This is a genomic window from Aeromonas ichthyocola, from assembly GCF_046087985.1.
GTDB classification, from domain to species: domain Bacteria; phylum Pseudomonadota; class Gammaproteobacteria; order Enterobacterales; family Aeromonadaceae; genus Aeromonas; species Aeromonas rivipollensis.
In genome coordinates this window covers 445,722-459,227 of sequence record NZ_JBJSWH010000003.1, presented here as the reverse complement: position 1 = coordinate 459,227, position 13,506 = coordinate 445,722, and the positions used below count along the sequence as shown (strand labels likewise).

At 58.0% G+C, this 13,506-nt stretch carries 6 protein-coding genes and 5 pseudogenes; 3 read left to right on the top strand and 8 right to left on the bottom strand.

Translation table 11 applies throughout. The annotated features are described in order from the left end of the window. Positions 1-15: 15 nt before the first annotated feature. The 4 genes and pseudogenes from ACF2JD_RS10985 to ACF2JD_RS10970 form a co-directional block, all read right to left on the bottom strand. A complete protein-coding gene (locus ACF2JD_RS10985) occupies positions 16-1,938 on the bottom strand; it encodes a PrkA family serine protein kinase (RefSeq protein ID WP_005327853.1) in 1,923 nt (640 codons plus the stop codon). 562 nt (positions 1,939-2,500) lie between these two features. Beyond that, entirely contained in the window at positions 2,501-2,746 is a 246-nt protein-coding gene (locus ACF2JD_RS10980; RefSeq protein WP_440987409.1) for a hypothetical protein, read from the bottom strand. A 52-nt stretch (positions 2,747-2,798) separates the two neighbouring features. After that, positions 2,799-3,557 carry a helicase-related protein gene (locus ACF2JD_RS10975; RefSeq protein ID WP_440987408.1) on the bottom strand — a complete coding sequence of 253 codons (759 nt, stop codon included), beginning with the start codon at positions 3,555-3,557 and terminating at the stop codon, positions 2,799-2,801. A 28-nt stretch (positions 3,558-3,585) separates the two neighbouring features. After that, positions 3,586-4,420, bottom strand: a pseudogene (locus tag ACF2JD_RS10970) (DEAD/DEAH box helicase). A 355-nt stretch (positions 4,421-4,775) separates the two neighbouring features. Here ACF2JD_RS10970 and sstT point away from each other — a divergent pair. Beyond that, complete coding sequence (sstT, locus tag ACF2JD_RS10965; protein ID WP_440987407.1) at positions 4,776-6,026, top strand: serine/threonine transporter SstT; 1,251 nt, start codon at positions 4,776-4,778, stop codon at positions 6,024-6,026. 1,247 nt (positions 6,027-7,273) lie between these two features. Here sstT and ACF2JD_RS10960 read toward each other — a convergent pair. The 3 pseudogenes from ACF2JD_RS10960 to pabB form a co-directional block, all read right to left on the bottom strand. Further along, positions 7,274-8,574, bottom strand: a pseudogene (locus ACF2JD_RS10960) (serine/threonine transporter). A gap of 180 nt (positions 8,575-8,754) precedes the next feature. Further along, a pseudogene (locus ACF2JD_RS10955) lies at positions 8,755-9,355 on the bottom strand (CoA pyrophosphatase). 50 nt (positions 9,356-9,405) lie between these two features. After that, positions 9,406-10,671, bottom strand: a pseudogene (gene pabB, locus ACF2JD_RS10950) (aminodeoxychorismate synthase component I); the annotation flags it as partial. A gap of 288 nt (positions 10,672-10,959) precedes the next feature. Between pabB and ACF2JD_RS10945 the strand changes: the two are divergent. Continuing rightward, positions 10,960-12,480 (top strand): annotated as a pseudogene (locus ACF2JD_RS10945) (fumarate hydratase); the annotation flags it as partial. 40 nt (positions 12,481-12,520) lie between these two features. Here the strand turns inward: ACF2JD_RS10945 and ACF2JD_RS10940 are convergent. Beyond that, positions 12,521-12,811: a hypothetical protein gene (locus ACF2JD_RS10940; RefSeq protein WP_440987406.1), complete on the bottom strand. Its 291-nt coding sequence runs from the start codon at positions 12,809-12,811 to the stop codon at positions 12,521-12,523. 342 nt (positions 12,812-13,153) lie between these two features. Between ACF2JD_RS10940 and ACF2JD_RS10935 the strand changes: the two genes are divergently transcribed. Then, positions 13,154-13,351 carry a DUF4250 domain-containing protein gene (locus ACF2JD_RS10935; protein ID WP_440987405.1) on the top strand — a complete coding sequence of 66 codons (198 nt, stop codon included), beginning with the start codon at positions 13,154-13,156 and terminating at the stop codon, positions 13,349-13,351. Positions 13,352-13,506 lie beyond the last annotated feature (155 nt).

The window sequence follows — 13,506 nt, the reverse complement described above, 5'->3', positions numbered from 1 at the left end:
TTGAACACGGCAGGGTCAGGATGACTTGCGTACCCTGAGATACCATTCGGAGAGCAGGCGTACCTGTTTGCGGGTGTAGCCCTTCTCCATCATCCGTTCGACAAAGTTATCGTGCTTCTTCTGCTCCTCGGCCGAGGTTTTGCTGTTGAAGGAGATAACCGGCAGCAGCTCTTCCGTGTTGGAGAACATCTTCTTCTCGATCACGGTGCGCAGCTTCTCGTAACTGGTCCAGTTGGGGTTACGGCCTGCATTGTTGGCCCGTGCACGCAGCACGAAGTTGACGATCTCGTTGCGAAAATCTTTCGGGTTGCTGATCCCGGCCGGTTTTTCAATCTTCTCCAGCTCGCTGTTGAGCGATGCCCGATCAAACAGCTGGCCGGTCTCGGGGTCACGGTACTCCTGATCCTGGATCCAGAAGTCGGCGTAGGTGACGTAGCGATCGAAGATGTTCTGTCCGTACTCTGAATACGACTCGAGATAGGCGGTCTGGATCTCCTTGCCGATAAATTCCACGTAGCGCGGGGTCAGATAGCCCTTGATGAACTCAAGGTAGCGATCGTGCAGCTCCTGCGGGAACTGCTCGCGCTCTATCTGCTGCTCCAGCACATAGAAGAGGTGCACCGGGTTGGCCGCCACTTCCGCATGGTCGAAGTTGAAGACGCGGGAGAGGATCTTGAACGCAAAGCGGGTGGATAGGCCGTTCATGCCCTCATCCACGCCGGCGTAGTCGCGGTACTCCTGATAGCTCTTCGCCTTGGGATCCGTGTCCTTGAGGCTCTCGCCGTCATAGACTCGCATCTTGGAGTAGAGGCTGGAGTTTTCCGGCTCTTTCAGCCGTGACAATACGGAGAACTGGCCTAGCAGCTCCAGGGTGCCCGGGGCGCACTTGGCCTCGGTCAGCTCGCTGTTGAACAGCAGTTTCTCGTAGATCTTCACCTCTTCCGAGACACGCAGGCAGTAGGGCACCTTGACGATGTAAACCCGGTCTAGGAAGGCCTCGTTGTTCTTGTTGTTACGGAACTGCTGCCATTCGGATTCGTTGGAGTGGGCCAGCAGGATGCCGTCGAAGGGGAGGGCGGAGAGCCCCTCGGTGCCGTTGTAGTTCCCCTCCTGGGTCGCGGTCAGCAAGGGGTGCAACACCTTGATGGGCGCCTTGAACATCTCCACGAACTCCATCATCCCCTGGTTTGCCTTGCACAGCGCACCGGAGTAGGAGTAGGCATCGGCATCATCCTGGGCATAGTGCTCCAGCATGCGGATGTCGACCTTGCCCACCAGGGAGGAGATGTCCTGGTTGTTGTCATCGCCGGGTTCTGTTTTCGCGATGGCGATCTGATCCAGGATGGAGGGGTTGACCTTCTCCACCTTGAATTTGGTGATGTCACCGCCAAACTCGTGCAGCCGCTTGGCCGCCCAGGGAGACATGATGGGCCTCAGGTAGCGGCGCGGTATGCCGTACTCTTTTTCCAGGATCTCGCCGTCCTCTTCGATGTCGAACAGGCAGAAGGGGTGGTCGTTGACCGGCGATCCCTTGATGCGATAGATGGGCACTTTTTGCATCAGGGACTTGAGTTTCTCGGCCAGCGAGGATTTGCCGCCGCCAACGGGACCCAGCAGGTAGAGGATCTGTTTCTTCTCTTCCAGTCCCTGGGCGGAGTGCTTGAGGTAGGAGACGATCTGCTCGATCGCCTCTTCCATGCCATAGAAGTCTTTGAAGGCGGGATAGCGTGCGACGACGCGGTTGGAAAAGAGGCGGCTGAGGCGCGGATTGACGGAGGTGTCGATCATTTCCGGTTCGCCGATGGCAACCAGCAGTCGTTCGGCGGCGGAGGCGTAGCAGGATTTGTCCTGTTTGCACATATCCAGAAACTCCTGGATGCTGTATTCCTCCTCTCTGGCCTTCTCATACCGCTGTTGATAGTGCTCGAAGATGCCCATAACTTAGCCCTCGTTATAGTCGCTTACCCTGAAAAAAAGTGGATCACTACTTTTGTTCTGTTTACCTCTTAAGCCTAGTCAACAGCCCCCAGTAATCCATCGCCATCATTGGTTTAAGTTTGTACGGGAGCTTCCCGATCCTCATGCGGGAAGAGGCAGCCAATGACATCTCTATGTTACTGACTGTTAAATTATTTTTGCCACGACAGTGATGCAAATGTCAAAGACATAAAAAATAAATGTTTGTGTGGCAGGTGCAGAAAATGATGGCCCCCCGGTTTGTGGAATCGAAGTGCAGGCGGGGCAAGGGCGGCAGGGGAGAAGAGGTGAAACATAGTGACGCTTACGTCAACGTAACGCCCGTTGTTTGGTGTCAAAGCTCTAATTTTTACATTGACGCTACATTCTAGCTGCTCTAGATTGGCCCTGTGTCGAGCAGTCATCGCTTTAGCAAGAGAGTGGGTGATTGTGCAGATACTAAGCTCTGTTTAAGCACGTTTCCGTTGGCTTGACCCTCGCATCCGCGAGGGTCTTATTTTTTCAGCGTCCGGCAAGCTTGAGATCAAGATTCGGCAGAATAGATCGCCGACACCGCCGCCAGCACCTCGGCGAAGGGATAGGCCGCCAACTGGCCAAAACCGGCCAGGTTTCTCGCCTTGGTCCGGGTGGTCAGGGGGGTGGCGATACCACACAGGAAGCGGGTCAGGATCCGGGGATGGCGCTGGTGACACAGGGCAATCAGAGGATCGCACCAGGCGCGCAAGCCGTGCTCGTTGGGCAAGCCCTGCGGCGGCAACGGCGGCAGCACGGCTATCTCCCCGCGACAGACCGAACAGTGGCCGCAGTGAACCGGCGCCTCCTCATCGGCAAAATAGCGGGCGAGGCGGTGGCTCAGGCAGCGGCTCGAGGTGAAAGAACCCCAGCATGGCTTGCAGTCTGGCCAGCTCGCTCTGCTCTTTTTGCAGGAACAGGGCGTGCAGGGCGGCTTCCTGCTCGTTGTCCCACCCTTGACGAGTGATCCGGTAGACCTCGGTCATCTGCTTGCTTTCAAGCTCGATCCAGCCTTGCTGCTGCAGGTAGTCCAGCGCCGCAACGGCCCGCTGCCGCTCCCCCTGATAGCTCTGCCAGAGGGCGTCAAAGTCCATGGTGCACCAGCTGCGTGCTTGTGGGGCGCAGGCGAACAGCTGCTCCAGAAACTGGCGTCGATCCGGATTGAAACGACTCAATATCTCGCCTTTATCCAGCACAAACTTGAAGCGGTAGTCGGCGTAGTAGCTGTAGGCCGGGGTGATGATGCCCGCCATCTCCAGATAGACCAGCAGGGTTTTAAGGGGCAGTTGGCGGATATTGGTGTCATTGGAGAGGCGCAGCAGGGTGAATTCCCACTCGGCACCGCTCTGTCCGATGATGGCGAGCAGCTGGAGGATGGCACTCAAGTCCGGCGTATCGCCGTAGACGAAGTTTTCCAGCACCGGCAACTGGCTCTGGTTGGCCAGCACGATGCAGCGGGAGGGGAGGCCATCACGTCCGGCGCGGCCTATCTCCTGGCTGTAGTTCTCGATGGATTTGGGCAGATCGTAGTGAATGACCCGGCGGATATCGGCCTTGTCGATGCCCATGCCAAAGGCGATGGTGGCGACGATGCAGTCACCTTGCCTGCCATAAAGTCGTGCTGGATCTGGCTGCGCAGCGCCGAGTCGAGCCCGGCATGGTAGGCGCGGGCGTTGATCCCTTGCCCAATGAGTTGCTCGGCGCACGCTTCGGCGGTGTGTTGCAAGGTGACATAGACGATGGTGGGGGCTGTCGGCTCTTGGGCAAGCGCTTGCGCAGCCAGCCATCCCGCGCATCGGGCGCCAGCGGCATGACCGCCAGATCCAGGTTGGGGCGGTAGAAACCGGTGACTACCGACCCCCTCGGCTCGATGCCGAATTTGGTCTGCATATCCTGAATAACCGCCGGGGTGGCGGTGGCGGTTAGCAGCAACACCTGCGGGATCTTCAACTCATGGCGATAGCTTGGCAGCTTGAGGTAGTCGGGCCGAAAATTGTGGCCCCACTCCGAGATGCAGTGAGCTTCGTCAACCACCAGCAGTGACAGCGGCACCTGCTCGATAAAGCGGCGAAAGCGCTCGTTCTTGAGGCGCTCCACCGAGATCATCAGGATCTTGAGCTGACCATCCAGCGCCTGCTGCATCACTCTGCGGCTCTCCTCCGGGCTCTGGCTTGAGTCGAGGGTCGCGGCGGCTGATCCCCTTGCCTTTCAGGAAGGCGAGCTGATCGTGCATCAGCGCCATCAGTGGCGAGATAACCAGGGTCAGATGGGGCAGGGCAAGAGCAGGCAGCTGGTAACAGAGGGACTTGCCGGAGCCGGTGGGAAAGATGGCGGCGGCACTCTGGCCAGCCAGCACCCGGCTGATGACCTGTTCCTGACCTGGTCTGAGTTCGGAGAAGCCGAAGTGACGGTTGAGCAGGGATGGGATCATGGCAAGGCTCCATGGCAAATGGGGATGATAGCACAGCGACGCAGGTCACGGATGGCACAGGGATGGTCGCGAAGGCGAAGGTAGATCCATGTTGATAAAACGTACAAAAATGGGTGGTTGCGCTGTAGTTAAGGTTTTGTTGCGGTTTTCTGTGATGGAAACGGGATATTTTTTGGTGAGTCTCTGGAAAAAAGAGATGGCGAATGGGATATTCCGTCATGCAATCCGGTGACTGGCGGATCGGCCCGACAGAAGGCTGGCCACAGACACCACACTCGGGCGACAGGGGTTTCTCGGGTGCAAGTTGCTGACAGGACTCATGATTCATGCACTACGGTGCTTAGGGACTTTTTTGATGACACAACAACACCCCCTCCTTCGGCTGGTCAATAGCACCAGTCTGGTCAGCCAGATCCTGGTTGGTCTGGTATTTGGTATCTTGCTGGCACTGTTTGCACCCGAGTGGGCGAAAACGGCAGGTCTGCTCGGCAGCCTGTTCGTTGGCGCACTGAAAGCGGTGGCGCCGCTGCTGGTATTCGTACTGGTGATGTCGGCGATCATCGGTCACAAGCAGGGTCAGAAGACCAACATGAAGCCGATCTTGCTGCTCTATGTGCTGGGGACCTTCCTGGCCGCCGTGGTGGCCGTGATGGCGAGCTTCCTGTTCCCCTCCAACCTGCATCTGGTGGCCAGCAGCGCCGAGATCACCCCGCCGGGCGGCATCACCGAGGTACTGCAGACCCTGCTGTTCAACGTGGTGACCAACCCGGTGAAGGCGCTGCTGGATGCCAACTACATAGGTATCCTGGCCTGGGCCATCGGCCTTGGCATCGCCATGCGTCACGCGGGTGACAGCACCAAGGCGCTGATCACCGACCTGTCCCACGGGGTTTCCAGCATCGTCAGAGCGGTGATCCGCTGTGCGCCGCTCGGCATCCTGGGTCTGGTGGCATCCACTCTGGCCGAGACAGGTTTCGATGCCCTGTTTGGTTATGCCCAGCTGCTGGTGGTGCTGATCGGCTGCATGCTGTTTATCGCCTTCGTGGTCAACCCGCTCATCGTGTTCTGGAAGATCAAGCGCAACCCCTATCCGCTGGTGCTGACCTGCCTGAAAGAGAGTGGCGTGACCGCCTTCTTCACCCGCAGCTCCGCCGCCAACATTCCGGTCAACATGGCGCTGGCTGAGAAGCTGCGTCTGCCGGAAGACACCTACGCTGTCTCCATTCCGCTGGGTGCCACCATCAACATGGCCGGTGCCGCCATCACCATCACTGTGCTCTCCATGGCAGCGGTGCATACCCTGGGGATGGAAGTGGATCTGGCTACCGCCATTCTGCTCTCCGTGGTCGCCACCATCAGTGCCTGTGGCGCCTCCGGCGTGGCCGGCGGTTCCCTGCTGCTGATCCCGCTGGCGTGCAGCCTGTTTGGCATCAGCAACGACATCGCCATGCAGGTCGTCGCCGTGGGCTTCATCATAGGGGTGCTGCAGGATTCCGCCGAGACGGCCCTCAACAGCTCCACCGACGTGCTGTTTACCGCAGCCGCTTGCATGGCCGAGGATGAGAGCCTGCTGGATGCCGCCCCGGTCCCCAGCCGCGAAGCCTGATCCCCTTAGCTTTTCATTCAGCCCCTCTCTGTGAGGGGCTTTTTATATCTGCTGGCCCTTTGTTGAGGGGAGGTGTGCGCAAGAGAACATCTATTTTGACGAAATGTTTGGTTACAAATGGCAGGCAGACGGGGGTGCTCTCCCCCGCCAAAATAGCAGCGGAATAATAAGGTTCAGGCTAAAAAGAGATTCAATCATGAAAAAAACAACACTTTGGTTGGCAATGGTAGGGGCATTGGGGTTGGCCGGTTGTGGCGGCGGTGGGGATAGTGGCGGTGGTGGTACTACTCCGCCAGAGCCGCAACCGAGGGCGCTGCCGGATGCTGGCGTCTATCTTCCCATCCTGATGGACGCTCAGGGGCAGTTAATTAATCGACTATCATGCTGTAGGTTTTGTATACCCAACGACAAGCGAGGGTACGCAATGGGTGAACCGAATTGATGAAAATAACAGTTCTGTAAATACATACGCCTTTCTGTACGGATCTTCATCTTCTGATAAAGCAAAAGGATACCCCGTAGAACTGGAAGGTTACGTCATTAAGAATGGGGCCGGGCGGCGCAAATTCAAGTGAGCCAGATAGCAATGTAAAGTTGAGTAAGCGTAACTTTTCAAATCAATCATTGTGGGTACTGGATTATCACAAGGCTCCAATCGTTACATCAAGCAGCCTTCCAGAACTGGGGAGGCCAAATTGCATTACAACCTATGGCGACAGTTTGGTATTATCGTGGCGTCTCAAATCCTCAGGACTTGTTCACTACTTGACCACACAAAGGGCTAATGGGGGAAGGTCAGAAGTTGGATATCCACTGGGCGCGGATACGGGTCACTGGTGAACGGCAACAGCAAAGGGATGGCTGCCAGGCTGCCATCCGTGTGATTTCGCCAACTAAACCTGGGATGGCAAGGTGTATGACGACAAAGGGGTAAATATGGCCAAATTTGCGGCAACGCAGCGGGAGAAACGACTGGGGGCAGTGGCTTGATACGGAAGATGGCCTTGATCCTGGCCCTTGAACGGGCCCAGGGCAGAGATAGTGCGTGCTTTGCAAAACAGCGTTCACGGCATTTTTGTTGGTGCTGAGCAGCTTGCCGGGCTGTGGGCTGTGTCCCAAGTTGCTGCGTGAGTTTGGATTACGACACGCAATAACCGCATGATGAGGTGTAGAACATATTCAGGAGGGACAAACACAATAAAAAGCCAGCCGGTTAACCGGCTGGCTTTTTGCTATCAGGGCGGGAATTAACCGACCAGCTGATACAGGATGGCGGAGATGGCGATCATCCCCATCACAGCGACAAATACGTTGCTGATATGGCCCTGATACTTCGCCATGGCCGGTACGCGCTTGATGGCGTACATCGGCATGATGAACAGGATGGTGGCGATGATCGGGCCGCCCAGGATTCAATCATGCCCAGGATGGAGGGGTTGGCAATGGCAGTGCCCCACAGGGTCAGGATGAAGAAGGCGATGATGAACAGCTCAATCTTCTTGTGGTTCGGCTCTTTGCCGGAGGAGCGCATCTGCTGCATCACCATGCCCTTCAGACCTTCACGGGCACCCAGGTAGTGACCGAAGAAGGAGGAGACGATGGCGACGAAGGCAACCAGCGGGCCGAAGTAGGAGATGAAGGGGCTCGCATGCTGGTTGGCCAGGTAGGAGAGCACGGCAATGTTCTGGGACTTGGCTTCTGCCAGCTGGGCCGGAGTCAGGCTCATCACGCAGGAGAAGACGAAGAACATCACGAAGCCCAGCAGTACGATGGCGGTGCGCTTCAAGATGGCGTCGGACTTGGCGACGGCGTTGTCACCGTGGTCACGGCGCTGGGCCAGGGCGAAGCTGGAGATGGCCGGGCTGTGGTTGAAGGAGAACACCAGCACAGGGATGGTCAGCCACAGGGTGGTGGCGAAATCCTTGGCGGAAGGCACCTGGGCCAGGGCGGCACCTGTCCAGTCCGGGATCAGGTAGAGGGAGATGCCCGCCAGGATGGCGATGAGCGGGTACACCAGGAACTCGGTGACCTTCAGCATCAGCTTCTCACCGGCCAGCATGACCGACATCATGGCCATGATCAGCACTATGGAGAGGATCCAGCGCGGTGGCGCCGTCATCTGCAGCTGGTTGACCAGGAAGCTCTCGACGGTATTGGTGATGCCCACGCCGTAGATCAGCACTATGGGGTAGATGGCGAAGAAGTAGAGCAGGGTGATTAATTTGCCGGCGCCCACGCCGAAATGCTCTTCCACCACTTCGGTGATATCTGCATTTGGCTTCTTGGAAGAGAGCACGAAGCGCGCCAGGCCACGGTGGGCCAGGTAAGTCATGGGGCCGACCAGCAGCGCCATGACCACCAGTGGCCAGAAGCCCCCCATGCCGGCGTTGATGGGCAGGAACAGGATGCCGGCGCCGACGGCGGTGCCGAACAGGCTGATAACCCAGGTGGTGTCTTGTTTGCTCCAACCAGTGGATTGAGTGAAGCCGGTTCCCTTGCTCCTCGTTGCAGTCGCAACATCCTGTGCGCCAGTGACAGTATTAGACATCTATCTCACCCCGAATGTGTGGTTCTTATTAAGTCGGCGCAAGGATACGGTTTTTTTAATCAAAAATGTTGATCAAATTCATCTTTACGGCTAAAAACCGCACTTTTTATGGAAATGTGATCGAAAACAGAAAAAATCAATTTTTGTTTATCATCTGGCACGTTAGTTTAATGTTAATGATTAAATGCTCACTCTGCCAAAAGTAGGTGAAATTGTTATCTTTCGAAGGTGCTGGGCCAGTTGGCAGATCATGCTGGCGGTAGCCCCCCAGATGTAGTGCTGTTGCCAGGGGATCCAGTAGATGGTGTGCTGTTTCCCCCCTCTGGCAATGGTCAGGGGGATGTGGTTGCGCCGATCCAGCAGATGGGTCAGCGGCACTTCAAAGGCCTGATCCACCTCATCCGGGCTCAGGATGAGGGATAGTCGGCATCGAGCAGCCCCAGCACCGGCAGCACCTCGAATCGTGACACCGTATTGAGCGGGTTGAGGGTGCCGATCACCTCATCAGCTGCGCCGGAATGCCGAGCTCCTCTTCGGTTTCCCGCAGCGCCGTGGCAATCAGGTTCTCATCGCCGGGATCCTGCCGCCCGCCGGGGAAGCTTATCTGCCCCCCATGATGCCGCAGTTGGGGCTGCGCCGGGTCAGCAGCAGGCTGAGCCCGTCGTCGCGCATCACCACCGGCACCAGCACCGCCGCCGGACTGAGCCCGCCAATGGCGAGGCGATGGGCCGGGGCGGGTTGCTGCAACTGGAAAGCGGGTCAGCAGTTCGTGGCGATCCATGGCGGGGGCTCTCCTGGCAGGTGGCCATTGGGGAGGGTTACAGCGCCGAGCAGGGGCGGCAGGATGCGGGCGACCTTGTCATAGGTCTCCTGATATTCGCTGTCGGCGTCGGAGTCGGCGATGATGCCGCCACCGGCCCAGCAGTGCAGGCGACCCGCTTCGGCGATCAGGGTGCGAATGCAGATGCTGGTATCCATCCGGCCATGCTGGCTGAGATAGCCGATGCTGCCGCAATAGGCATTGCGCCGCTGGGGCTCCAGCTCCTCGATGATCTCCATGGCGCGGATCTTGGGGGCACCAGTGATGGAGCCACCCGGGAAACAGGCGCGCAGCAGATCGACCCCTTGCCAGCGTGCATCCAGCTCACCGTGGATGGTGGAGACCAGATGATGTACCGCCGGAAACGACTCCACCGCAAAGAGATGGGGTACGCTGACCGAGCCCGGGCGGCTGACCCGCCCGATGTCGTTGCGCAGCAGATCAACGATCATCAGATTCTCTGATCTGTCCTTGTCGGCCCAGACAGCTCCAGGGCGCTATGCCGATCGGTGGCCGGATCCGGGTGGCGAGGGCGAGTGCCCTTGATGGGCTTGGTTTCAATATGGCGGCCATCGAGCAGCAGGAAACGCTCGGGGGAGAGGCTCAGCAGCGCGCTGTCCGGCAAGCGCATAAAGGCCAGAAAGGGGCCTTGTTGGCCGCCGCCAGCGGCAATAGGCCTGCCACTCATCCCCCTGATAGGGGGCGCTGAAGCGCTGGGTCAGGTTGATCTGGTAGCAATCCCCAGCGGCGAGGTAGGCCTGAATGCGGGCAAACTTCTCGCCGTATTCCCGGCTCATGTTGCTCTGCCAGCTGCCTGCAAGGCAAAGGGGGCCGGTTGCGGCAACTTGCGCCGCCAGCCACTGCAGGCGTCTAGCAAGACCCGCTTCATCTCCCCAGTGCACCAGCTGCCAGTGGCCGGTTGCCACGCTCCGCAGCAGCGCCCAGTCGTAGATCCCCACCGCCATGTCGGGTACCTGGATGTCCGCACTGGCCTGAGTGGGCAGACGCTCGAATCGCCGTCCCAGATCGTAGCCAAACAGCCCGAGGGCGCCGCCGATAAAGGGCAGGTCATGTGTCATCCTGCACCGGTTGGCCCAGCAGGGCCTGCTGGGTGCGGCCAGCAGGGTGAGGGGATCGTCATGGTGCTCTTTTGCTACATTGCCTGCTGGCACGCAGGCTGGTGACTGGTCCTCGGGTTCGAGGGTGGCCAGCGGATCGGCGGTGATGATGTCAAAGCCGTTGTCGGCACCCGTTGGCCCCGCCGACTCCAGCAACATGGCCCACGGCTGATGTTGCAGGCGTGCAAAAAGCTGATGGAGTTCAGCACTATGGTCTAGATGATGGATATGAAGTGTTGGCGTCATTTTATGTTACACAGGCAACAGTTTGATTCCCGAACCCTAGTCGGTGCTGGTGGGCAAGCGTATCATAGGTGTCGGTGACTTAAGAAAAAACTGCCGTGTCGTTCGTTTTTTGCTGGTTGATAGTTTTTAGCCAGCCTCTACACAGCCATCATATGGAAGCCCTTGCTCGCGCAAGCGACGACAAGGACCAGTGAGGATGATATGAGCATCATTAGAAAACAGGACTTTATCGATTCCATTGCTGACGCCCTGCAGTACATCTCTTTCTACCACCCCCTCGATTTTGTCCATGCCGCCAAGGCTGCCTATGACCGCGAGATCAACCCGGCCGCCAAGGATGCCCTGGCCCAGATCCTGATCAACTCCCGCATGTCTGCCGAAGGGCATCGTCCCCTGTGCCAGGACACCGGCATAGTCACCTGCTTCGTCAAGATCGGCATGCAGGTGCAGTGGGACAGCGACATGACGGTCCAGGAGATGGTGGATGAGGGCACCCGCCGTGCCTACACCAACCCGGACAACCCGCTGCGTGCCAGCGTGCTGGCGGATCCGGCCGGCAGTCGCAAGAACACCAAGGACAATGCCCCTGCCGTGGTGCACATCGACATGATCCCGGGGGACAAGGTGGAAGTGAGCATTGCGGCCAAAGGCGGCGGCTCCGAGAACAAGTCCAAGATGGTGATGCTCAACCCCTCCGACGACGTGGTCGAATGGGTGCTCAAAACCGTGCCGACCATGGGGGCCGGCTGGTGCCCGCCTGGCATGCTGGGGATCGGCATCGGCGGCACCGCCGAGAAGGCGGCCGTGCTCGCCAAGGAAGCCCTGATGGAGCACATCGACATTCAGGAGCTGATCGCCCGGGGTCCAGAGACCACAGAAGAGAAGCTGCGGGTCGAGCTCTATGACAAGGTCAACCGGCTGGGGATTGGTGCCCAGGGTCTGGGCGGCCTCACCACAGTGCTGGATGTGAAGGTCAAGTCCGCCCCGACCCATGCCGCCTCCAAGCCGGTGGTGATGATCCCCAACTGCGCCGCCACTCGCCACGTTCACTTCGAGCTCGATGGCTCTGGCCCCGCCGAATTGACCCCGCCGAAGCTGGAAGACTGGCCACAGATCACCCGTGAAGCGGGCGGCAACGTGCGCCGGGTCAACGTCGATGGCATCACCAAGGCCGAACTCGCCAGCTGGAAGAGCGGTGACACAGTGCTGCTCTCCGGCAAGATCCTCACCGGCCGTGACGCGGCCCACAAGCGCATTGCCGACATGCTGAAAAATGGCGAAGGCATGCCGGAAGGGGTCGACTTCACCAACCGCTTCATCTATTACGTCGGCCCGGTCGATGCGGTGCGTGACGAAGTGGTCGGCCCGGCCGGCCCCACCACCTCCACCCGGATGGACAAGTTCACCGACATGATGCTGGGTGAAACCGGCCTCATCGGCATGATAGGCAAGTCCGAGCGGGGTCCGAAAACCGTCGAGAGCATCAAGCAGCACCAGGCCGTCTATCTGATGGCCGTGGGGGGCGCCGCCTACCTGGTGGCCAAGGCCATCAAGAAGGCCCGTGTGGTGGCCTTCGCCGATCTGGGGATGGAAGCCATCTATGAGTTCGAGGTGGAAGACATGCCGGTGACAGTGGCGGTCGACTCTCAGGGCAACAACATCCATGAAACCGGCCCGGCCTACTGGTCTGCCAAAATCGCCGAGCTGGATACCAAGCTCTCACTTCTGATTGGTCGTTTTTCCTGCAGGCTGGAAAAAGCGGTCAGCACCCCGAAACGTTGCCCAGTTTGCTCAGCTTGACGCGATCCAGCGCGAAACCTGTGCAGGCAGCCAGGTCAAGACGGCTGCGCAGTGACCATTCCAGACTTGCTGGCGTTAGTTGCCAGTTCTTGATCTGGGGCTGTGGACCACCAGTACCGACGGGGTTGATCCCCTGAGCCTGCAGCTGTTTGGCCACTGGCAGGCCTGGCGGGGCTATGAGCAAAATCCAGCCGCTGTCGCTCTGGCTCAATCTTCCCAGCGCATCCAGCAGCGGGGCTTCATGGAGATCCATGGCCAGGTGCGGTGCGGCACGCTTCTTCGCCTTGCTTTGATGGCGGGTTGGAGGTGATTGCTCATGCTGACAGACGCGGCGAAAGGGCAGTGAGTGTAGGGGCTGGTTGGTATATATGTGGTTCCTGTATGAATATCCAAGCTGTATGCGCATACAGTAGTTCTATCCTGTGACAGTGACAAGGTGTTTTTGCTGAAAAATGTGATGGTGTTGGCATGCGCCATTAGTAACGTTATGTTTTTAAACGATATTTAATATAAAACTGGTGGGTGGTTTTTCATACTGTGGACAAACCTTGCGTAACCGCCCATGGTTATACAGGTCATTTAAGGAGGTGCCGCCATGGATATCAGTACCTTGCAACGTCTGGATGCCAACATCTTGCTGGGCATCATCAATGAGAAGCTAAGGCTTGAGTGTGACGGGTTGGAGGAGTTGCTGGCCTATTACGATATGAGTGAAGATCAGTTGGCAGGGCGTCTGGATCAGATTGGGTACCATTACGATCCATTTAGCAATCAGTTCAAGGCACATCGTTGAGGGTGCAATGATTGCTTCATATTTATACGGTAATTTTTCAGCGCACATTGAAATCGGTTTCAATGTGCCACCTTGTTGCCTATTTTCAGGTATTTTCAAGGCTTGGCAATCTCTGAAAACCTATTCATGCCATAATATTTTCATTGTCTTGTTAA